General features: G+C 69.5%; 17 protein-coding genes. 2 read left to right on the top strand and 15 right to left on the bottom strand.

Features of this window, described 5'->3' with window-relative positions; genetic code table 11:
• Positions 1 to 20: 20 nt before the first annotated feature.
• From ACWF7A_RS07235 to ACWF7A_RS07300, 14 genes are all read right to left on the bottom strand, one after another.
• Positions 21 to 7,223, bottom strand: a complete 7,203-nt coding sequence (locus ACWF7A_RS07235) for an amino acid adenylation domain-containing protein (RefSeq protein WP_452249541.1) — start codon at positions 7,221 to 7,223, stop codon at positions 21 to 23.
• 60 nt (positions 7,224 to 7,283) lie between these two features.
• Entirely contained in the window at positions 7,284 to 8,072 is a 789-nt protein-coding gene (locus ACWF7A_RS07240) for an ABC transporter ATP-binding protein (RefSeq protein ID WP_452249569.1), read from the bottom strand.
• Between the two features lie 86 nt (positions 8,073 to 8,158).
• Positions 8,159 to 9,268 carry a FecCD family ABC transporter permease gene (locus ACWF7A_RS07245; protein WP_452249542.1) on the bottom strand — a complete coding sequence of 370 codons (1,110 nt, stop codon included), beginning with the start codon at positions 9,266 to 9,268 and terminating at the stop codon, positions 8,159 to 8,161.
• Positions 9,265 to 10,311: a FecCD family ABC transporter permease gene (locus ACWF7A_RS07250; protein ID WP_452249543.1), complete on the bottom strand. Its 1,047-nt coding sequence runs from the start codon at positions 10,309 to 10,311 to the stop codon at positions 9,265 to 9,267. Before ACWF7A_RS07250 ends, ACWF7A_RS07245 begins: the two co-directional genes overlap by 4 nt.
• A complete protein-coding gene (locus tag ACWF7A_RS07255; RefSeq protein WP_452249544.1) occupies positions 10,308 to 11,294 on the bottom strand; it encodes an ABC transporter substrate-binding protein in 987 nt (328 codons plus the stop codon). Before ACWF7A_RS07255 ends, ACWF7A_RS07250 begins: the two co-directional genes overlap by 4 nt.
• Positions 11,295 to 11,332: 38 nt before the next feature.
• Positions 11,333 to 11,977 carry a methyltransferase gene (locus ACWF7A_RS07260; protein WP_452249545.1) on the bottom strand — a complete coding sequence of 215 codons (645 nt, stop codon included), beginning with the start codon at positions 11,975 to 11,977 and terminating at the stop codon, positions 11,333 to 11,335.
• Positions 11,971 to 12,120, bottom strand: coding sequence for a siderophore-interacting protein (locus tag ACWF7A_RS07265; protein WP_452249546.1), 150 nt, complete (start codon positions 12,118 to 12,120; stop codon positions 11,971 to 11,973). Before ACWF7A_RS07265 ends, ACWF7A_RS07260 begins: the two co-directional genes overlap by 7 nt.
• A gap of 202 nt (positions 12,121 to 12,322) precedes the next feature.
• Positions 12,323 to 12,736 (bottom strand): aspartate 1-decarboxylase, encoded by a 414-nt coding sequence (gene panD, locus ACWF7A_RS07270; protein WP_452249547.1) that lies wholly within the window; start codon positions 12,734 to 12,736, stop codon positions 12,323 to 12,325.
• A 45-nt stretch (positions 12,737 to 12,781) separates the two neighbouring features.
• Positions 12,782 to 13,006: an MbtH family protein gene (locus tag ACWF7A_RS07275; protein WP_452249548.1), complete on the bottom strand. Its 225-nt coding sequence runs from the start codon at positions 13,004 to 13,006 to the stop codon at positions 12,782 to 12,784.
• Between the two features lie 21 nt (positions 13,007 to 13,027).
• Positions 13,028 to 14,401, bottom strand: coding sequence for a lysine N(6)-hydroxylase/L-ornithine N(5)-oxygenase family protein (locus ACWF7A_RS07280; RefSeq protein WP_452249549.1), 1,374 nt, complete (start codon positions 14,399 to 14,401; stop codon positions 13,028 to 13,030).
• Between the two features lie 168 nt (positions 14,402 to 14,569).
• A complete protein-coding gene (gene tcuA / locus ACWF7A_RS07285) occupies positions 14,570 to 16,024 on the bottom strand; it encodes an FAD-dependent tricarballylate dehydrogenase TcuA (RefSeq protein WP_452249550.1) in 1,455 nt (484 codons plus the stop codon).
• Between the two features lie 978 nt (positions 16,025 to 17,002).
• On the bottom strand, positions 17,003 to 17,932 hold the full coding sequence (locus ACWF7A_RS07290) for a CPBP family intramembrane glutamic endopeptidase (protein WP_452249551.1): 930 nt from the start codon (positions 17,930 to 17,932) through the stop codon (positions 17,003 to 17,005).
• A gap of 98 nt (positions 17,933 to 18,030) precedes the next feature.
• Positions 18,031 to 18,711, bottom strand: a complete 681-nt coding sequence (locus ACWF7A_RS07295) for a response regulator (protein ID WP_452249552.1) — start codon at positions 18,709 to 18,711, stop codon at positions 18,031 to 18,033.
• The gene (locus ACWF7A_RS07300) at positions 18,686 to 19,969 is read right to left on the bottom strand and encodes a sensor histidine kinase (protein ID WP_452249553.1); all 1,284 of its coding nucleotides are present in this window, start codon (positions 19,967 to 19,969) and stop codon (positions 18,686 to 18,688) included. Before ACWF7A_RS07300 ends, ACWF7A_RS07295 begins: the two co-directional genes overlap by 26 nt.
• A gap of 202 nt (positions 19,970 to 20,171) precedes the next feature.
• Between ACWF7A_RS07300 and ACWF7A_RS07305 the strand changes: the two genes are divergently transcribed.
• Together ACWF7A_RS07305 and ACWF7A_RS07310 are read left to right on the top strand one after the other, a co-directional pair.
• On the top strand, positions 20,172 to 20,372 hold the full coding sequence (locus ACWF7A_RS07305) for a hypothetical protein (RefSeq protein ID WP_452249554.1): 201 nt from the start codon (positions 20,172 to 20,174) through the stop codon (positions 20,370 to 20,372).
• 10 nt (positions 20,373 to 20,382) lie between these two features.
• Positions 20,383 to 21,234: a DUF1963 domain-containing protein gene (locus tag ACWF7A_RS07310; RefSeq protein WP_452249555.1), complete on the top strand. Its 852-nt coding sequence runs from the start codon at positions 20,383 to 20,385 to the stop codon at positions 21,232 to 21,234.
• An 88-nt stretch (positions 21,235 to 21,322) separates the two neighbouring features.
• Here ACWF7A_RS07310 and ACWF7A_RS07315 read toward each other — a convergent pair whose 3' ends face one another.
• Entirely contained in the window at positions 21,323 to 21,769 is a 447-nt protein-coding gene (locus tag ACWF7A_RS07315; protein ID WP_452249556.1) for a YybH family protein, read from the bottom strand.
• Positions 21,770 to 22,062 lie beyond the last annotated feature (293 nt).

A 22,062-nucleotide genomic window follows, 5' to 3' on the forward strand; every position in this document is an offset into this window, starting at 1 on the left:
CGTTGTCGGACAACAAAACCTTAGCAACGGAGTTGATCTGCCAGAGCTGCCCGGAGATCGCTGACCACCTCGTCCGCGAAGCCGAGGAAGGTGATCGTCGTCGCGTCCGGGGCCAGGTGGTACCGGATGACCGCGCGGTACAACCGCTCGACACCCTCCGGTGCCGCGGTGTCCCCGTAGACCCGCGTGAGGATCACCGCGGGCGAGGGGGCACGCCGCAGTGCTCGGCGTCCGGCCTTGTTGTGGTACCGCAACAGGACCAGCTCTGCGGACCTGGCCGGCTCGGCTTCGTCGAGAGCGGTGGTGGCGGCCGCGGTGAACGGACCGACCGACCTCGTGTCGTCCTCGGGGGTCAGCGGGACGTCCTCGTCGACCACACCGCCGATCAGCGGTGCGACTCCCGTCGAGCGGAGCGCGTCGCGGATGGCTTCGCGGACAACGTCTTCGGTGAGGGAACCGTCCCAGCGGAAGGGGGAGACGGTGCCAGGGGCGAAAGTGGCTTCGTCGATCGTCTGGGCTCGGGCGAGAAGTCCCTTCCAGCGGTCGAGGCCGTCCGTGGCGACGGCGTCGCCGGCAGCTTCGACCGCTTCGAGCGCCGGGACGAGAGCTGCCGAGCGGGACACTTCCACGTGCTGAAGTGCCTGTGCCAGAAGGTGCAGCGAGGCTCGGTCGACGACTGCCGCGTGGACGGCGAGCACCGCGACCGTCTGCGTGTGAGCGAGGGCGGCCGGGCACCCGGTCGAGATGTCGACGAGATCAACGGCGGCCGACCTGATCGCGTCGACGTCTGCCCCCGCGGCCAGCTCCACGATCTGGGGCTGGACCGCGTCCGGTGGCAGCAGGTGGGTGAACCAGAGCCGCCGGCCGGTCGCGTCGACCGACAGGCGCAGCGCGTCCGTGGAGGCGACGAGTGAGCGGAAGGACGAAGCGACCGCCGACCTCGCGGGCAGGGTGACGAGCTCGGTGAAGACGTACTCGTCGGGTGCGGTGTCGGCCTCGCGCAAGCGTTCGAGGGCAGCGGAGGTCGGCACGAGCACCGGCTCGGCGGAAACGGCGGGTGCCGGCGGAGCGAGCAGCGCGGCGAGAGCGCCGATCGTGCGCCCCACGAACACCTCGGACAGCTTGAGCGTCAGATCGTGCTCACGAGCGCGGGCAACGAGTCCTGCCGCGGAGATGCTGTCGCCACCGAGACGGAAGAAGTCGTCGTCCACGCCGAGGTCGACGTCGTCGCCGAGGTGCAGTACGGCGCGGAACACACCGGCGAGGGCGATCTCGGTGCCGGTCTCCGGTGGCCGGCCGGAGGCTGTGCCGGCGGCCGGGGTCGGTCGCGGCAACGCGCGGCGATCCAGTTTCCCGTTGGCGGTGACCGGGAACCGGTCCAGGCGCACGAACGCCGCGGGCACCATGTAGTCGGGCAGCGACTGGGCGAGATGCTCGCGCAGCGCGTCGAACAGCACGTCGTCCTCGGTGGCACCGACCGTGGTCACGTAGGCCGCGAGGTACTTCCCGCCGGCCGGGTTGTCCAAGGTGACGATCGCCGCACCCGACACGTCCGGGTGCTGTTCGAGGACGGCGCCGATCTCGCCGAGCTCGATCCGGTAGCCGCGGATCTTCACCTGGTCATCGCTGCGCCCCAGGTACTCCAACTGCCCCAAGGAGTTCCACTGAACCACATCGCCCGTGCGGTACAACCGCGCGCCGTCGTCGCTGAACGGGTCAGCCACGAACCGGTCGGCCGTCAGGCCCGCGCGAGCCACGTAGCCATCCGCGAGCTGCACCCCGCCCAGGTAGAGCTCCCCTGCCACACCGACCGGGACCGGGCGCAACCACGCGTCGAGGACACGCGTCGTCGTGTTGGCCACCGGGACACCGATCGGCACCCCCACCGCATCGACGAGCCCGGCCTGGACGACCGGGTGAGCGGTCACGTCCACGGCCGCCTCCGTCGGCCCGTAGAGGTTGTGCAGCTCCGCGTTCTCGAACAGCGCGACGGCACCGGCCGCGGGCGACACGGGCAACGCCTCGCCGGAGCAGAACACCCGTCGCACCGAGGACACCGACCTGCGGTCCGGGCCCGAGGTGAGGAAGGCCTGCAGCATCGAGGGCACGAAGTGGGTGACCGTCACCGCGCGACGCTCGATCACTTCGAGCAGGTACTGCGGATCCTTGTGCCCGCCCTCCTGCGCCACGACGACCGCTGCGCCGGTGACCAAAGGCAGGAAGAACTCCCACACCGACACGTCGAACGTGAACGGGGTCTTCAACAGCACCCGGTCCGACGCACCGATCCCGTAGAGGTCACGCATCCACCACAGCCGGTTGACGATGGCCTGGTGGGTGACCTGAACGCCCTTGGGGCGTCCGGTGGTGCCGGAAGTGAAGATCACGTACGCGGCGTCTGAGGGGAGCAGCGGACGCGAGACCTGCGGCAGGCCGCTCACGCCGGCGTCGAGGCGTTGGCGCACCAGGTCGATGTGCCGGTCCGTGATCACCACACGTGGTTCGGCGTCCTCGACGATGTGCTTGACGCGTTCGGCGGGGTACTCGGGGTCGATCGGCACGTACGCCGCGCCGGCACGGATCACCCCGGCCAGAGCGACCACCAGATCGGCCGAGCGCGGCAGTGCGACCGCCACCCGGTCCCCGACCCGCACGCCCTCTTCGACGAGGAGGTGGGCGAGAGCGTCGACCCGCGCATCGAGGTCCCGATAGGTGAGTTCGGTGCCGTCATCGGCGATGACCGCCACCGCGTCCGGGCTCGCCGTGACCTGGCGGCGCATCAACTCGTCCAGAGTCGTCTCGGGAACGTCGACCGTCTCACCGCGGGACCACGCGTCGAGTTGCCGCGTTTCCTTCGCGGGCAACAGGTCCAGGTCACCGATCCGCGCCTCCGCACCGGCGGCGATCGTCTCCAGCACCGACGTGAAGACGGCGACGAACCGCTCCGCCGTGGCGCCGTCGAACAGATCGGTCGCGTAGGAGAGCTTCCCCGACAGACCGGTGAGCGAGTCGAAGACGTCGAGGTCGAGATCGGTCTTGACCGCACCCACCGCCGCGTGGCTCGGTGTCGTCGTGACGTTCCCGATGTGCAGGCCGTTCGGGCGGCGGCTGTCCGCGACGCGGTGGGTGAGCATGATCTGGAACAGGGGGTTGCGGCCGACGGCTCGCTCGGTGCCCAGCGCACGGGTGATCGCCTCGAAGGGCGCGGCCTGGTGCTCGAACCCGCCGAGCACCGTCCGCCTGGTGTTGCGCAGGACGTCGGTGATCGAGTCACCGGCGTGGAACCGGTGGCGGATCGGCAGGGTGTTCACGAAGTACCCGACGAGGTCTTCCAGGCCGTCCTCGGTACGTCCGCCGACCGGTGAACCGATCACCACGTCCGCACCGGCGCCCAGCACCGACACGGTCAGCGCGGTCGCGGTCTGGAGCGCCATGAACATGCTCACGCCCTGCTCGGCCGCGACCTGACGCAGGCCGGTGACGACCTGGGGATCGACGGTGAACCGCAGATCCGCGCCGCGGTGGGTCGGTGCCACCGGCCGGGGCCGGTCCAGCGCGATCGTGGACTCGTCGGGCGCGTCCGCGAGGACGTCACGCCAGTAGGCGATGTGCCGGGACAGTGGCGAACTCGCGTCCGACGCCTCACCCAGGACGTCGCGTTGCCAGATCGCGTAGTCCGCGTACTGGGCCCGCAACGGCGTCCACCCGGGCTCCTCCCCCGCGGCCCGCGCCTGGTAGGCGGCCGAGAGGTCGCTCAGCAGCGACGGGAACGACCATTCATCGACGGCGTGGTGATGGACCGCGACGACGAACACCCAGTCATCGGCACCGGCGCGGAACAGCGCGACGCGGATCGGGATGTCGGCCGCGAGGTCGAACCTGGCCTGCACCACCGCGTCCACCCGCGCGTCCACGCCGGCAGCATCGACGTCCTCAACGGACAGAGAGAGCCTCTCGGCCGCTTCGGTCGCTGGAACGACGACCTGACGCAGCGTGCCGTCCTTCTCCACCAAGAGCGTGCGCAGCGACTCGTGACGAGACACCACGTCCCGTACCGCCATGGTCAGAACATCAGGATCCAAGGCGCCGCCCAGACGCAGCACCACCGGCACCACGTACCGCCCGCCCGGCCCACCCAGCTGATCGATCAGCCAGAGTGCTTGCTGTCCATGGGAGACCGGCAGGACGGCCGGGCGTGGCAGGTCGCCGATTCGCGGGCCGGACGTCGCGGCTGTGGCGGTGGAGCTGGCGGCGATGCGGGCGAGCTCGCTGATGCGGGGGTGGTCGAAGACGTCGCGGAGGGTGAGTGCGGTGCCGAGCAATGCGTTGGCGCGTGCGACGACTCGGGTGGCGAGCAGTGAGTGTCCGCCGAGGCGGAAGAAGTCGTTGTCCACGCCGAGATCGGTGTCGTCGCCGAGGTGCAGCACGTCGCGGAAGATGCCGGCGAGCGCGATCTCGGTGCCGGTCTCCGGTCGCCGGCCGTCGGCCGCACTCGCGGCCAGGTCCGGTCGCGGCAGCGCGCGGCGGTCGAGCTTCCCGTTGGGGGTGACCGGGAACCGGTCCAGGAGGGTGAACGTCGTGGGAACCATGTAGTCCGGCAACGTGCGTGCCACGTGCTCGCGGAGTGCGTCGAACGGCACCGCATCCGTGGTGGTGATGTACACGGCGAGGTACTTTCCGCCGGCGGGGTGGTCCAGCGCGACGACGGCCGCACCCGACACCCCTGGGTGCTGCTCGAGCACAGCGCGGACCTCGCCGGGTTCGATCCGGTAGCCGCGGATCTTCACCTGGTCATCGCTGCGGCCGAGGTACTCCAACTCTCCCTGAGCGTTCCACTGCACCACGTCGCCGGTGCGGTACAGCCGCGCGCCGTCGTCGCCGAACGGGTCGGCCACGAACCGGTCAGCGGTCAGGCCGGGGCGTGCGAAGTATCCGTCGGCGAGCTGCACTCCCCCCAGATAGAGCTCCCCCGCCACACCCACCGGCACCGGACGCAGCCACGCGTCGAGAACGTGCGCGGTCGTGTTCGCGACCGGTGCGCCGATCGAGGTGGTGTCGGTGATGACGGCCGCCGTGCCGTCACCGGTGACTTCGGACGAGCCGTAGAAGTTGTGCAGAACTGCTTGTGGCGCGGCGGTGCGCATGGTTTTCGCGGTACCTGAGGTGAGTGCTTCACCGGAGGACACCCACGACCGGAGCGAGGCCAGCGCCGTGGGTGCGTCGTCGTGGCGGACCAGGACGTCGGCCAGACTCGGCACGGTCAGCAGATGCGTGACCCGGTGCCGGGCGATCGTGTCCAGCAGGGCGGCCGGATCCTGCGCGGTCTCCGCCGGCACGACCACGATTCGCGCACCGGCGATCATCGGCCCGAACAGCTCGGTCACCGCGTCGACGAAACCCACACCGCTCTTCGACAACGCCACGTCGCCCGGTTGGTAACCCAGCACTCGCTGCCCCCACGCGAGGCGGTTCACGAGCGCGCGGTGCGTGAGAGTCACGCCCTTCGGGTTGCCCGTCGTTCCCGACGTGAAGATCACGACAGCCGCGTCGGACTCGCTCAACGGCCGGGACAGAACAGGAGCGCTCTTCCCACCAGTGGCCAGGTCCTGCGGCACCTCGGTGACGACCAGCGCAGGCGCGGCAGTGTCCAGGATGTACTCGACGCGTGCCGCGGGGTACCCCGGATCGATCGGCACATAAGCCGCCCCCGCGCGCAACACCGCGGCAAGTGCCACCACCAGGTCCACCGAGCGGGTCATGGCGACCGCGACACGATCCCCGACCCGCACGCCCTCATCGACGAGGAAGTGGGCGAACGCGTTCACCCGTGCGTCGAACTGGCCGTGGGTGAGTTCGGTGCCGTCGTCGGCGACGACCGCGACCGCGCCCGGATCGGCCTCGACCCGGCGACGCACCAGCGCGTCCACTGTGGACGGTGCGACGTCGAGCGCCTCGCCTCGTGCCCCATCGCCGTCGGGGGTGAACCCGATGCTCAGCTGATGCAGGGTCTGGGCGGGAGAACCGTCGAGGACGGTGCCCAGGAAGCGGCCGAACTGTTCGGCGTGCAAGAGCGGATCGCCCGTGGCGGAACCCGTGGACAGCTCCAACCGGATCCCGGTGTCGGGGTCGCGGTAGATCGCGAGGTCGAGCGACCCGACCGGACCGGTGCTGATCGTCTCGGAGACCATGGCGACGTCGCCCAGGCGCGGCATCGAGTCGAAGAGCCTGATGTTGATCGTCGGAAGCGTGAGGTAGGACGCTTGACCGTCCGGCCACAACCGGGCGAGCTGGTGGTCTTCGACAGTCGAGTGACGCCGGGCGGTCTTCATCTGCTCCGCGACGACACCAAGGACATCGGCGACGGCGTGGTACGGGCTGATCTCGGTGACGACCGGCAGCGCCCTCGATGTCGCGCTCGGCGTTTTCAGTGATTCGCGATCGTCGCGCAACATCAAGGGAACCCGGACCGCCACGCGGTCGCGACCGTCGACCAGAGCGGTGTAGGTGCCCCACACCGCGATCAGGGCATCGGTCCAGGAGACGCGCGCGGAGCGGGCGAACCGCTGAACCTTCGAGTAGGTGTCGTCGGGAACCGGGACGACGACCGGCCGACTCGAAGATCCGAAGACCTCGGACAGGTCCTGCCCGTGGCCGGTGCTCTCGATCCCGAGGACGCCGCTCCAGGAGGTGACGTCCTCCTCGGCGCTGGAACCGTTGTGCTCGAAGCTCTTCAGGGAGCCGAGCCACCGGTCCGGGACCGGGTCACCGGCCCGGAGCGCGGTGTAGACCTCGGCGACGCGGCGGAGGAACAGCGAGATGCTGTAGCCGTCGACCAGCAGGATGTCGGTGACGAGGATCCACGCCCAGGTGCCGTTCTCGCGACGGACGAGGGTCGAGGTCGTCGCCGGTTCCCCGGCGGCGGTGGCAGGTGCCGCGGCGAGCTGTTCGCGGGCCAGCACCCGGATCTGGTCATCACCACGGCCGGCTTCGACGATCTCGGTCGAGAGAGTCGTTGTGGTGTCGACGAAGGCGAACGGGACACCGTCCTCGTCGCCGAAACGCACCCGCAACGCGTCGGTCTCCGCGAAAGCAGCGCTCACCGAGGACGCGAACGCCACCGGATCGACCTGGCCGTCCAGCCAGATCAGCTGACCCGCGCGGAACACGGACGACTCGGGAGCGAGCTTCCGCGCCACCCAGTTGCCCCGCTGGCTCGCAGTCAACTCCACACGATCAAAAGCCGTCAACGGAAGCACACCCACTTCTCTGCAACGTCAAGGAGGTCAGGCTCGGGGTGCCGCTGGTGGGCGTTCACGGCCCAGGGGCACGACCGACGGGGTACCGGCGACCGGATCGGGTACGACGAGGCAGCGGAGTCCGAAGACCTCGTGCACGAGGTCGGCGGTCACGATCTCCGCCGGCGCGCCTTCGGCGACCACACGACCGTCCTTCATCGCGATCAGGTGGGTGGCGTAGCGGGCGGCGTGGTTCAGGTCGTGCAGCACGGCGACCAGGGTGTGGCCGACGTGGTGCAGGTCGGTGAACAGTTCCATCAGCTCGATCTGATGGGTGATGTCGAGGAAGGTCGTCGGCTCGTCGAGCAGCATGATGCTCGTGTGCTGCGCGAGCGCCATGGCCACCCACACCCGCTGGCGCTGACCACCCGACAGCTCGTCCACCAGACGGCCGGACAGCTCGGTGACCGAGGTCTGGTCCATCGCCCGCAGCACGGCCTTCTCGTCGGCCTCGGTCCACTGCCGCAGGAACCCCTGGTGCGGATACCGGCCCCTGGCGACCAGGTCGCCCACGGTGATGCCCTCGGGGGCGATGGAGGACTGCGGCAGCAGTCCGACCCGCCGCGCCACCTCCCTGGTCTTGAAGGAGTGGATGTCGGCTCCGTCGAGGACGACCTGCCCCGCCGACGGTTTCAACAGCCGGGACAGGCCGCGCAGCAGGGTGGACTTGCCGCACGCGTTCGGACCCACGATCACCGTGAACGACTCGTCGGGGATCGCCACCGACAGCTCACGGGAGATGACGCGCTTGTCGTAGCCGATCGTCGCCGACTCCACGTGGAGCCGTGAGCCGCTCGGGTGCGGAGTGGACGCGGGGGCGTCTCCCGCTGCCTCGAGACCGTCGACGGCGCTGGTGTTGGTGCTCAAAGGCGTCTCCTGGCCTCGGTGATCAACAGCCAGCCGAGGTACCCACCGCCGAGGATGACGGTGATGATGCCGACCGGCAACGGGGTGGGGGCGACGTGCTGGGCGAGGTAGTCCGCCGCCAGGCAGAGCAGCGCGCCTGCCAGGGCGGCGGGAGCGAGCGTGATCCCCGCGCCGCGGGTCAGCCGGCGTCCGATCTGGGGCGCGAGCAGCGAGATGAACGCGATCGGACCCGACGCGGCGGTGACCGTCGCCATCAACGCCACTCCCAGCACGATCAGCCCGAGACGAGTCGCCGAGACCCGCACTCCCTGGGCCGCGGCCGCGTCGTCGCCCAGTTCCAGCTGCCGCATCGGCCGGCTCGACATCGCCGTCAGCAGCAGGAGCACGGCGATGCAGGCGCCGCCGAAGACCACCTGGCCCGTCGAGACGCCGTTGAGCGACCCGGCCCCCCACGTCGCGGCGGCCATCGCCTGGTCCAGATCGGCCTTGAGGATCAGCCAGGTGTTGAGCGAGGCGAGCATCGCCGAGATGCCGATGCCCACGATGATCAGCCGGAACCCCTGCACACCTCGCCGGTAGGCGAGCAGGTACACGGCGAGGGCCGTCGCGATCCCGCCGATCAGGGCCCCGCCGACCAGCTGCCAGTAGGTCCCGTTGACGAGGAGGATCACGACCAGCGCCCCGGTGTAGGAGCCCTGGGAGAACCCGATGACGCCGGGGTCGGCGAGCGGGTTGCGCAGGGTCGACTGGAAGACCGCGCCGCTCACCCCCAGCGCGGCGCCGAACACCAGCGCCGCGAGGACGCGGGGCAGCCGCCACTCGACCACGATGTCGCGGACGAGCCCGGTCGTCCCACCGGTCAGCGCGGAGACCACCTGTCCCGGGTTGAGCTGGTACGAGCCGGTCATGAGCGCGAGCACGGCCATGCAGACGACGGCCAGCGCGAGGACCGAGCAGACGACGACCGCGCGCCACTCGAACCGCACCGCGAGGCTCCGGCGCCGCAGCACCAGCACCCGCCGCCCGAAGTCCACCCGGCGCGTCCCCGGCGACCAGTCCGTCACGGAGGAACCGGTGTGCGGATCGAGTCCGCTGTGTGCGCTCACAGCCCGCTCGCTTTCTTCTGCCGTACCAACGCGATGAGCACGGGGGCGCCGACGAAGGCGGTGACGATGCCCACGGGGATCTCGCCGGGCCGCATCACGACCCGCCCGAGGATGTCCGAGGCCAGCAGCAGCACCGGTCCCAGCAGCGCGCTGTAGGCGAAGATCCAGCGCTGGTCCGGGCCCACGATCCAGCGCGCGACGTGCGGGACCATCAGTCCGACGAAGCCGATCGGCCCGGCGATCGCCGTGGCGCCGCCGGCGAGCAGTGTCAGCGCGATGATCGCGAGGATCCGGGTGCGTGCCAGCCGGACGCCCTGGGCGACGGCCAGGTCGTCACCGAGGGCCATGGCGTTGAGCGAGCCGGACACCGCGAAGGCCAGGAGGAGCGCGATCGCGAAGAACGGCAGGGTCGGCCACAACAGTTCGAGCGGGCGGCTCACGATCGACCCGGCGTTCCAGGACCGGATCGCGTCGAAGGCGTCCGGGTTGGTCAGCTCGAGTGCCGAACCGGCGCCCCGGAGAACCGCGCCGACGCAGACCCCGGCGAGAACCATCATCACCGCCGACTGGCCGCGTCGGGTCGACCCGAGGGCGAGCACCACGACCGTGACGATCAGCGCTCCGGTGAAGGCGAACCACATGTAGTTCTGGATGTCGCGGACGCCGAGCAGCCCCACGGCGACCGTCACCGCGAAGGTGGCGCCCGCGTTCAGTCCGAGGATGTCCGTGTCGGCCAGCGGGTTGCGGGTCAGCGCCTGGATCAACGCCCCCGAGACCCCGAGCGCCACGCCCACGACCAGTCCGACGACGGTGCGCGGCAGCCGGAAGTCCCGGATCGCGAACTGGTCGATGTCGTTCGACGGGGTGAACAGGGCGTCCCACACCACGGAGGGCGCGATGGCCGTCGACCCGATCATCATGCTCGCCACCAGCAACCCCAGGAGCACGGTGAGCGCGACGACCAGTCCGATCAGACGGCGACGCGGTCCGGACACCGTGCTGGTGCCCGGACCGACGGGTCGCCTCAGGGCGAGATCAGTCACTTCTTGGCGGGGAGGGTCGCCAGTGCCTTGTCGAGCGACTCCAGGTACCGCAGGACGGCGCCGTAGGAGTTGTTGCCGGGGCAGAAGACGCCGAGCGCCTGGTTGGACTGCACGGTGGGCAGCGCCTTCCAGGTGTTGGTCTCGACCACCGGCGCGAAGACCTCCGTCACCTTGCCGCTCGCGTCGGCGGGGTAGGTGATCACGTTGTACTCGGAGAGCTTGGAGATCTGCTCGAAGGGCATGGCCGTGTAGGCCAGGGGGTCGGAGCCGGCGGGCGCCTTGGGGAAGTTGAAGCCGATGTCGTCCTGGGCGATCTCGACGCAGCCGATGTCCGCGATGACGAACGTCCCGGGGTCGGAGTTCGCGTAGCGGTCGAGGTTGACGAACTTGGTGTCCTTGATGCGGTCCGCGTAGGTCGTCTTCATCTTGGAGACGCGTCCCTCGTAGTCCGCCTTCTGCTTGCCGAGCGTCTCCTTCACGTTGCCGGCCTCCGCGAGCGACTCAGCGAGGGCCTTCCACTCGGTGTCGAGGCTCCAGAAGACGGTCGGGGCGATCGACTCGAGCTGCTTCTTCATCTTCTCGAACTCGGCGTCGGGAATCTGGACCATGATCAGGTCCGGCTTGAGACTGGCGACCTTCTCGAGGTCCACCTCCTCACCGAGGTTCGTGGCCTTCTGGTGCGTTTCGCGCTGCTCCGCCGGCAACCTCTCGAGTTCGGACTCGGGCACCGCGGTGACACCCACCGGCTTGCCACCCATGTCGATGAACGGCAGGTCCGTGTTGCCGATCGTGACGACCCGCTTCGGGGCGGCGGGGATCTTGACGTCGCCGTTGCCCGCCTTGACGGTGCGGGTCTCGCCCGAGTTGCCGGCGGCGTTGCCGCCGCTGTCGCCGGAGCTGCCGCAGGCCGTGAGGACGAGCGCGACGCTCAGGATCGCGGCGGTCAGGGCCGCGCCGCGTCCTCTCAGGGATGTCGTGGTCATGGGTGTGCTCTTCCTCTTCTTCATTCGGGCACGGCAGGTCAGCGGTTGCCTGCGGGTACGAGTTCGTGGACGGTGGCGCCCCAGCCGACGGTGTGCTCGGTCGTGCGGACGAGTCCGGCGCGGGTGATCACCGAGTCGAGTTCGGCCGCGGTGCGCAGCCCGGAGCCGTGCACGGTGAGGCCGAGCAGGTCCGCCTCGCCGTCGTGCTCGTCCAGGGCGACGGTGTCGAGGACTTCCTCGATCAGCAGCGCCCGGCCGCCGGGCAGGAGGTTCTCGGCTGCTCGGCGCAGTGCGTGGGCGGCGTCGGGGTCGGGCAGGGCTTTGAGGGCGCGGCTGACGAACACGGCGTCGTAGGCCGGACCGGGCTCGAAAACGGACTGCTCGATCACGCCGACCCGCGCGCGCTGCCGCTCGTCGGGGATGGTGTCGGGCACGTCGCGGCGCAGCCGGTCGGACTGGGCGATCGACATGGCGAGCGCGGACTGGAACCCCGCCAGGCGTTCCAGGTAGCGGTCCTCGTAGTCCTGTTCGGCTCGCACGCCGGCGAAGGTCTGCCCAGTCACGGACGCGTAGGAGGGCCGGCCGGTGCGGATCGACTCGGTGAGCCCGTGGATGCCGAGCGTCTCGCGGCCCACGACCCCCGCGGGGTGCGGAGCGTCGGTCATGAACTCGTTGGTCAGCACCTCGCGCACCGCCGTGAGCCCGTAGCGGCCCGGTCCGAGGTGAACTCGCGGAGCTGCTCACCGCTCAGCGTGATCCGCCGCATTCCCGGCGTCAGGTCCGCGACCCGCACGACCTCGACCTCCCGCAGGGTCAGGGGATGCACCGTGAGACGGCGTGAGGTCTTCGGCATGCTGAGGGCGGGCCTTTCCGACTTTCCCGGGCTGAGGGCCGCGCTCCATCGACGCAAGCCTCGCCTAATATTAGGTAACCCTTACCTTAAAAGCCAGGCGTGGACGGCACCGGCGGGTTCCAGTTGCGCATCAGAACCCGCCCGTTCGTGCTGGCACCGGCGAGGAGCCGAAGGCTCACCTCACGCGACCGGTGACCTGACCGTCCGCCCCCGGGACCGGCTCGGCGAGGTCGTTGCCCAGGGCGACGATGCGGTTCAGGGCGTCGACGTGGACGACCTTGGGCTTGTGGTCGGCCAGTTCGGACCGCTCGGCCAGCACGTAGGACATGATGATCACCAGGTCGCCGGGGTGGACGAGGTGCGCCGCCGCGCCGTTGATGCAGATCTCGCCGCTTCCGGCCGCACCGATGATGATGTAGGTCTCGAGCCGCGCCCCGTTGGTGATGTCGACGACCGCGACCTTCTCGCCTTCGGACAGACCCGCGGCATGCGCGAGGTCCGCGTCGAGAGTCAGCGAACCCACGTAGTGCAAGTCGGCCTGGGTGACGGTGGCGCGATGGATTTTTCCGCCCAGGACTGTGTGAAGCATCTTTCCGGCTCCTCTGTGTGTTGTACGGGGGTGGGTTCTGCGGTGTCAGTGCCGGGAGATGTGGTCGCGCAACGACTTCGGGCGGATGTCGGTCCAGTGCTCGTCGATCCAGTCGAGCACTTCCTGACGCGGTCTCCCGCCGGGTTCGCCGTACGCGATGGTCCAACCGGCGGGCACCGGCTTGAACGTCGGCCACAACGAGTGCTGCTCCTCGCGGTTGATCAGCGCGTAGAAGGAACCGTTGTCGTCGTCGAACGGGTTCTGGGCCATGGGTGCTGCTCCTCGTTGTCGCTATCGGGGGTCGATCCGGATCGCAGCGGGCTGTCGTTGCCGGGCGGGGTGATCGGGCTGCTCGTCGGTGATCGCACGCAGGATGTCGGCGGCGCGGACCGCGACGTTGGACAGCAGCGACGACGTCAGCCCGTGGCTGTGCTGGACCCCGCCGTTGAGGAAGATCCGTTCGGGAACGCCGCGCAGCCGCAGCCGGTAGTCGCGCTCGACGATCGGGAGATCCCCCTCGAACGAGGACGACCCGTCGATGCTCGGCCCGAGCATGCCGCGGGTGTCCGAGGGACCGAACCCGGTGGCGAGGACGACGGCGTCGACGTCGAGGGTGGTGCTGCCCCGGTTTCCCAGGTCCCGGATCGTCACCGCGACCCCGTCGGTGCGCTCGCTCAGCCGCTCGATCCCGGTGACCCGGTGCACGATCAGCCGGCGCACACCACGCGTGCTCTCGTCGTACTCACGCCGGTAGAGATCCCTGATGAGATCGGCGTCGACGGCGGAGTAGTTGGTCTGCGAGTGGTAGTCCAGCAGTTGCTGCTTGAGCTCGGGCGGCGCCGTGTAGAACTCGTCGACCGCTTCCGGATCGAAGATGCGGTTGGCGTACGGAGTGTCGTCGGAAGGGCTGTAGCCGTACCGGCGGAAGGACGCGTGCACCTCGGCGTCGGGGTACGAGTCGTGCAGGTACGCGGCGACCTCCGCCGCGCTTTGCCCGGACCCCACGACGAGGAAACGGCCGTGCGGCCGCGAAGGCAGGTCGGCGAGCCTGTTCAGCAACTGGTGGTTGTGGAAGACCCTGATGCCCGGCGCGATCCCCTCGGGCAGCACCGGACGGCTACCGGGGCCGAGCACGACGTGCCGTGCCGCGACCCTCGTCACCTCCGAGCCGCCGACCGCGGACTCGAGCGTGACCTCGAACCTTCCGCCGCTCCAGTCGATGCGGGTCGCCCTCGTGCCGTAGGAGACCGGGAGGCCGATCCGGCTCGCGGCCCAGCTGAGGTAGCCGTGGAACTCCCGTCGCGTCGGGAAGAACGTCTTGAGGTTGATGAAGTCGGACAGCCGTCCCTGCTCGTGCAGGTAGTTCAGAAACGTGAACGGACTGGCCGGGTTCCGCAGCGAGACCAGATCTTTCAGAAAACTGATCTGCATGGTCACACCCGGCAGCAACATCCCGTCGTGCCATCCGAACCGCGGCCGGACATCGACGAACCTCGCCGTCAGCCGCTCGTCCGCACGACGACGATCGTTGAATTCCTCGATCGCGATCGCCAGGCTCAGATTCGACGGTCCAAAACCGATACCAAGAATGTCGACCTCGCCACCGGCACGATCTCCCGGTCCGAGACGGCGGTCACCGCCCTCGACCAACTCATCCATCGTCATCCGGCAGCCGGCCCCTTTTGCCCCAGGTCGCGAACGAATGGCGCAATGACCGGCCACCCCTTGTCGAGGGCCAACCATAGCACCAGAAACTTAGGTAAGGCTAACTTCGGTAGACCGTCCGTCGCAAGCCGTCGCGGCACACGTGAGCCAGCACTCCCGGACACCGGCTCAGGCGAGCGAGCCGACACGTCGCCCGATCACCATTCCCGCGATCAGGCCCGCACCGGTCGGGTAGTTCTCGCTGAAAAGCCCGCCGAGCGCCTCACCGCACGCGAAGAGCCCGGAGATGGGATCACCGGACCGATCGAGCACCCGGCCGTCGACGTCACCACGAACGCCACCGAACGTGAAGCTGATCCCGCAGGTCACCGGATACGCGTAGAACGGCGCCTCTTCGACCGCCGATGCCCAATTGCTCTTGACGGGCTCCACCGCCGCACTACGGCCGTCCTTGACGGTCGGATCGAGCGGACGACTGGTGTCGATCGACGAGTTGAACTCCCGAACCGTCCGCGCGAATCCGTCGACATCGACATCCATGGCCACTGCAAGCTCTTCGACGCTGTCGGCGACAACCGGAACAATCCCCGGCATCTCGTACTCGTACGCCGACAGCATCGAGCGCGACTTCGCGTCGAACACCTGGAAAGCCACCGAACCCGGCTGTTCGAGGATCACCTTGCCGTACTTCGCGTACGTGTAGTTGCGAAAGTCCGCGCCTTCGTCGAAGAACCGTTGACCCAGGCGGTTGACAACGATTCCGAGCGGATAGCCGTACCGGCTGAGCCGGTTCGTCAGATCGCGGTTGCTCTCGTTCTCGGGAAAGGACGCGTCCCACGGAACGCTGTGACAGGTCGACCAGTCGCCTCCGCGATCCGCACCTATCTCCAGGGCCGCGTGGATCAGGTCACCGGTGTTGTACGGCGTGCCCCGCACCTTGGCGTGCTGCCAGCCGTTCCCCAGGTAGCGCTGACGCCACTGCGGGTTCGCCTCGAAACCGCCGCTGGCGATCACCACCGACTCCGCCGGGATCTCCTGATCACCCACCCGGACACCGACGACCGAACCACCGTCGGTCATCAGCCCCGTGACCGGGCAGTCGTAGCGCACCTCGACCCCGAGCCGGGACGCGATGCGCTCATGGACCGACATCAGCCCGGGCCCGCCGCCGACGTTGCTCACGTGCGATCCGCCCCAGAACACGAAGGTCCCGTCAGGACCCTCATGAGCTTGCCGGTCGTACATCAGCCGGAACCGCAGTCCCAGGGCATGCAGCCAGCGGACAGCGTCCCGCGAGCCTTCGACGACGGCTTCGGCGAGCTCCTTGTCACCCCGCCCTCCGGTGACCCGCTCCAGATCGGCGAGGAACTCCTTCGCCGAGTACGGCGGGACCTCGGTACGCGCGTGACGCTCATCGGGCTCGAGGACGTCGATCAGGTCGTCCAGCCCGTCGTGCACCATCCGGGTCGAACCCAGCGTGTAGTAGCTGTTCCCGCCGGCATGAGCCCGCGGCGCCTTCTCCAGCAGCACCACGCGTCGCCCACGTTCGGCCGCCGCGTGAGCCGCGCAGTAGCCGGCGTTTCCTCCGCCCACCACAACAACTTCCGGATCGCGCACGTCCACCTCCCCACTGACAACCTGACCGGCCTGCAGCTGTGGAGCTTAGCCTTACCTAAATTGAATGATCGTGTGTTCTGGCCCACTGCCGCTGGAGGTGGCGGAGCGGACATGGCGCGCAGCCGGAAGTTCGTGACTGCGGGGCGGTGCGGCGCATCACCGTTCGTGCTCGCTCACGGTGGAGGCGTTGGCACCGGTGAACAGGCTTGTGCCCCAACGTGTTCGTGAGCTCGACGATCGCGTTCGGAGCACACGGAGTTGCGGGATCTGGGGCGTCGGCGTGTGGTGAGCACGCCGGATAGGCCGCCTACTCAACGCCGTCGCGAGGTTGAGCAGCGGGGCGGACTCCTGCTCGGTCAAGGCCCGGTAGAGCGTGACGGCCTCCTCCACGACGGCCCCTGGTCCCGCTGGCAGACGCCGCTGCACCGGCCGCCCAGGTTCGTCAGGGCGCCGCCGAGGTCCGCCGTGAACACCGGATTCTCCGTCGCCAGGATCCGGTACAGGGCAACGGCTTCCTCGTACCGGCTGATCGCGGCCGCGTGTCGCCCGGACAAGGCGTAGAGGGCCCCGAGATCGCCCAGCGGGCAGCCAGGGCCGGCCGGTGCGCGGGGTCGTCCGCCGCCAACAGGCGCCACGCCACGAGCGCCTGCTCGAACTGCTCCGCCGCGTCCATGTGCCACCGCCCTGGTGATGGGCGATGCCGAGGTTGTTCAACGCGGTGGCGAGATCCGGCAGGTGGGCCGGATCCTCTGCCGCTCGTGCCCGGTACGTCGCGACCGTCTCAGCCAACACCGCGACCGCGTCCATGCCACATCCCCCTCGACCCGCGCCGGCCTGTGCCGGCGACGAATCACAGGCGGACAGATCTCTGTCACCGTCCCGAAAACCGAACACATCGGAGGGCGATCGAGCGCCGGCACGCGGCCCGGGTCTCGAACAGGAAAGCGCGCACTCCCCCGGGCCGGCGGCACGTGTGGACGGAGGTCAGGTATCCCGCCGCTCGACCGGTGGCCGGTAGCCGAGCCGTCCGCGGGTACCGAGCAGCAGGAGGACCGCGACCACGATCGATCCCGTCGCCATCGCCTGCATCGCCCGGTCGCCGCTGATGCCGGGGAACGTCTCCGCCCACATGACCGACGCGAAGTTGTTGACACTGACGTGAAGCAGCATCGACAGGGGCAGGCTTTCCCCGGTGCGGTTGAACATCCAGGTCATGACCACGTTGAACGCGATGCAGAACACCGAGAACACGACCGGGCGGGTCCAGTTCGCGTCCGGCCAGCCGCCCCACTCGGTGAGGAACAGCGGCAGGTGCCAGGCGGCCCACAGCGGGCCGAGGATCATGGTGCCGCCGAGCGGGCCGAACCGCCGTTGGACGCGCGGCAGCGCGAAGTCCCGCCAGCCCGGTTCCTCGGCCAGGCCGGTGGTGATCATCTGCAACAGCAGGGCCGGCACGTAGGCGGCGACCGCCATCATCGAGGGTGCCGCGATCTGTCCGCCGGAGAAGACCGCCCCGGTGATCAGCATCGCCACCGGCACACCGAGCAGCGCGACCGCGTACCACTGCCAGCGAACCCTCCAGCGCCACATCCGGCCCGCCCACCGCCGCAGGCCCGCACGGCCGTCGGCGATCGCGGTGACCAGCAGCGCCGAGCCGATGGGACCGAGGTAGGCGCCCGGCAGCACTCCGCTGAACTGGCTGGTGCCCAGGACTTCCGGGAACCGGTAGTCCCACCAGCCCAGTCCGTTGCCGGAGAGGATGTACGGCGTCCAGGCCGCCCAGCTCAGCAGGTTGGCGAGCACGAAGAAGCTGAGCAGCGGATGACGGCGCACCATCCCGAGCACACCGGCACGGTGCCGGTCCGGTGGCTGGGAACCAGGGTCGGCGTGCGAGACGTCGTTCGAGGTCTTCATGTCCACAAATCCTGCGGACCGGGACGGCCGGCCACGAGATGCCTACGAGCGAAGCCTTCGGATGCCATCCAAAGGTGCAAGACCCGTGCCGGCTCGGGTCAGTGCGAACGCTCCGGTGTGGGCACGGCGACGACGTGGTTCTGGTAGGCCCACACCACGGCCTGCAGCCGGGACGTCACGCCGATCTTGGGCAGCATCCTGGCCAGGTGGGACTTGATCGTCGACACCTCGACGACGAGGGTGCGGGCGATCTCGTCGTTGGACATGCCCTCCGCGAGCAGCAACAGGATCTCGTGCTCGCGCGGGGTGAGCAGCTCCTCCACCCGCCGCCCGGCCACCGGGTGCAGCCGTCGCCGGTACACGAACTCGCTCAGGATGCGCCGGGTGAGCGTCTGGTCGATCGTGCCGCGCCCGGCGGCCACCTGGCGTACCGCGTGCACGATGTCGTCCGGTTCGGAGTCCTTGAGCAGGAATCCCGAGGCACCGGCCTCCAGCGCGCCGAACACGTAGTCGTCGAGGTCGAAGGTCGTCAGCACGAGCACGGGTATCTGCGGGTCTGCGTGCGGGGCGCACAGCTCCCTGGCCACCTCGATGCCGCTGCGGCCGGGCATCCGGATGTCGAGGCAGGCCAGGTCGGGAGTCAGCTCACGCGCCATGGCCAGTGCCTGCGACCCGTCCTTGGCGACGCCGACGACCTCGATGTCCGGCTCGGCGTCCAGCAGCGCTGTCAGCCCCGCGCGCACCAGAGGTTGGTCATCGGCGATCAGCACGCGGATCATGGTGGACCTCCGGAAGGGTCGCGGGCGCGGACATCGTACTGACCGTCTCCCCGAGCGGGAGACGCAGCCGCACCTCCCAGCCACCCTCCGGAGTGGACCCGTAGCCGAGATCGGCTCCGACCAGCTGAGCCCGCTCGGCCATGCCCACCAAGCCGAACCCGCCGCCCCGGCCCGGGCCGGGGCCGGTCGGCACGCCGTTGCGCACGCTGATCGCGAGCCGTCCTTCAAGGGGCGCGCCGATCTCGACCGTGCACGGGGCACCCGGTGCGTGCGCCGCCGCGTTCGCCAGCGATTCCTGCACCATCCGATACGCGACCAGCTGGGCCAGCGGACCTGGTTCCTCCCAGCGGGAAGGCATCCGCAGGTCGATCTCGACGCCCGCCGCCCGCCAGGTCTCCACGAGCCCGGTCACGGCGCCGAGGGTCTCCACCGGCCGGACCGCGCTGGTCTCCTCGCGGAGCAGGCCGACCAACCGGCGCAGGTCGGCGAGCACGGCACGGCTCTGCTCCCGGATCTGGGTCACCGAGCGCTTGGCCGTGGCGGGGTCGGTGTCGATCTGCCGCGCGACCGCCGCGGCCATCATCGCGATACCGGACAGGTGGTGGGCCGCGATGTCGTGAAGTTCCCGCGACAACGCCGTGCGCTGACGCGAGATCGCCACCTCCAGCAACGCTTCCTGTTCCCGGCGCAACGCCGCCAGCTCCTGCCGGCCCGCCTCGTGCACGTCCTGGCGCGCCGCGATCACCGAGCCGACCAGCAGCGGCATCCCGATCACCAGCAGCGCCTGCACCACCGAGCCGACCGCGGCCGCGACCACCCCCGCCGCGCCGAGGGCACCGACGGTGACGAACTGGCCTGCGGCCAGCAACACCCCCGCGGCGATCAGCGGCACCCACAACGGTCGCGCCGGACGGGCCACGAACGCGAGGAACACCGAGACCAGCACCGCGACCGCGGTGAACGAGAACGCCGCTCCCGGCGCCGCCGGAACCGACAGCAGCGCCACCGCGGACACCCCGGGCAACGCCACCTCGGGTGCCCGGCCGGCCCAGGCGACCACGAAAGCCTGCAGCAGCAACACGACCACGATCGCCCACCACGCCGCTCCACCGGCTCGGGGCACCGGCCCCAGGCCGGGCTCGGACCCCACCGCGACCGGAAGGAGCAACACCATGCCGATCGCCACCGCGGCAGTCCCGAGCGCGGGGCCCGGATACAGCGGCCGGGGCCCGTGCGGCGCCTGGGCAACGAGGAACACATCGGCCTCCACGGGACCTGACGAGCGGGATCCCATCATCGGTCACGACGGCGCGCGACCCGCCGACGGCCGCCAGGTTTACATCCAAAGTAGGAGCCGTCGCGTTGTCGCCTTTTCGCCGATGCGCGCGCATCCCGCTGACAGCCACGGTATTTCCCGTCAGACAGCCATCGAGCTACCGCCCGACCGGGGAGCACCAGTCATGTCCACCGAGAACCGCGCCCGCGGCGTTCCCCGCACCCTCCTGTGGGCTCTGCTGGTTCTGGCCGTCGCGGCCAACGTCTGCACGACCCTGTTGTCGCTGCCGATCGCTTTGGGGATAACTTCCGGGATCATCGCGGTCGCCCTGTGCGTACTCCTGGTGCGCGACCACCTTCGGCGCCGCGCCCGCCCCACCACGTGACAAGGAAGCTGTGAACCGTTACGAGCAGTTTCGCACCGCGGCACTAGATCGAGGCATCCCCGGCGACGAGTCCGACGAGTTCGCCGACCAACTCCGGTTCGCGATCGTGGCGAGTCCCGGTGAGGGAGGTGCCGTTCAGTTCGGAGGACTCCCCCGCCTGCCGGTCGGCGTCGAGTGGCCGGGCGGCGGATACCCGTTGCCGTTCATCGGTTCCGTCGACTGCGCGGCACTTCCGCGAGCCGAAGGACTCGACCTTCCGGCGGACGGCTCGCTGTTGTTCTTCCTGAACCACGACGAGGACATGGAGGAGCACCCCACGTCGGAGTTCTCGCGAGTCCTCTACGTGCCAACCGATGCGGTGACCGAGGTGGCGTCACCGCCACCTGGCCACGACACGAGGACGTTCTTCCACGAGGACCTGCCGTTCCTGGTTCCCGAGCACCGGCTCGCCGCACGGGTCGAGCCGGTGCTGCCGAAGTGGATCGAGGGTCGCGACACCACGTTCGAGCTGAAGCACGTCGACCAGCTCCGCGCGCTCGTCGGCGAGCTCTGGCCGACGCACGACCGCCAGTGGACGCTGCGCATCGGCGGGTACGGCAAGGAGATCGGCGGTCAAAGCAGTCCGTGGGCGCAGATGGCGTTCGACGCCGTGCAGGGACGGCCCTCCGGTCCCGAAGTGTCGAGAGAGGAACGCTTCCGGCTCATGGACGAGGAGGAGCGCCGCCTGATCCGGGAATGGGTCCCGTTGGCCCAGTTCGCCACGGCGAGCGAGTTCTACTACGGGTGCTTCCTGATCACCACCGGTGACCTGGCCGCGAGGCGCTTCGACCAGATGCGCTCCTTCACCATGTTCACCGAGTAGCAACGCTGCGGCACCTCACCCCGGGGGCACCGGGTGCGGTGCCGAGCTTCGCGGGAAGGCGCGCCGTGTCGAACAACGCGGCGCATGCCTAGAAGCGGCCGTCCAGCTCGCCCGCGGGCAGCACCTTCGTCGAGTTGTGCTCGCGGACGATCCGCCACCCGTCCGGCGTCCGGCGCCAGACGAGCGACGTCGTGGTGCGGATGTCCGTCACGGCGTCCGGGGTGACGATCCTGGCCACGAACCTCAGCGTGGACGCGGCCAGATCGTCTCCCGCGACCACGTGCGGTCCGTCGTCGACGGCGTGGTGGGCGGAGACCATGTCGCGGAAGGCGGGCTCCCAGATCGCGCCGTACGAGGCGGCGGTCGTGGCCACCCGCTGCTCCGGGTCGAAGTCGTCGTAGAGGCGGACCGGACCGGCGAAGTCGTAGAACTCACCGAAGATCCGCCGGAAGCCGAAGGGCTCGTCGCCCTCGCGACGGTCCCAGCCGAACACCCAGCGCTCGTGCCGGTCCGCGATCACCTGCTCATCGTTCATGATCCCGACGCTAGGCATCGGCTTCGCGCTCGGACAGGACGTGTCGCACCCAGGAGCCACACGGCGACCCCACGAGCGAGGAAGAGCGCGTCCTGGACGACGCACTGTCCGTCATGCTCCGAAACGCCTCTTGACTAGGCGCTGTCCTGCAAGTCTCGTTGGGCGGCAGTGGCGGCCGAGGGACCCGGAGGCGGCACCGCCGCAACGCCCGAATACGCCCGGTATGAGGGCGTCGCGGCGGCACCGCCTCCGGGGCTCTCGCCCGCGCCTGTCACCGAACGAACTTGCAGGAC

Source organism: Lentzea sp. NPDC055074, assembly GCF_053608005.1.

Bases quoted from the DNA above. Each gene is read 5' to 3' on its own strand.
- ACWF7A_RS07275 (WP_452249548.1), bottom strand. From the start codon at position 13,006: ATGGCCCAGAACCCGTTCGACGACGACAACGGTTCCTTCTACGCGCTG.
- ACWF7A_RS07295 (WP_452249552.1), bottom strand. From the start codon at position 18,711: ATGATCCGCGTGCTGATCGCCGATGACCAACCTCTGGTGCGCGCGGGG.
- ACWF7A_RS07280 (WP_452249549.1), bottom strand. From the start codon at position 14,401: ATGACGATGGATGAGTTGGTCGAGGGCGGTGACCGCCGTCTCGGACCG.
- ACWF7A_RS07315 (WP_452249556.1), bottom strand. From the start codon at position 21,769: ATGAACGATGAGCAGGTGATCGCGGACCGGCACGAGCGCTGGGTGTTC.
- panD (WP_452249547.1), bottom strand. From the start codon at position 12,736: ATGCTTCACACAGTCCTGGGCGGAAAAATCCATCGCGCCACCGTCACC.
- ACWF7A_RS07305 (WP_452249554.1), top strand. From the start codon at position 20,172: ATGTCCACCGAGAACCGCGCCCGCGGCGTTCCCCGCACCCTCCTGTGG.
- ACWF7A_RS07290 (WP_452249551.1), bottom strand. From the start codon at position 17,932: ATGAAGACCTCGAACGACGTCTCGCACGCCGACCCTGGTTCCCAGCCA.
- ACWF7A_RS07255 (WP_452249544.1), bottom strand. From the start codon at position 11,294: ATGACCACGACATCCCTGAGAGGACGCGGCGCGGCCCTGACCGCCGCG.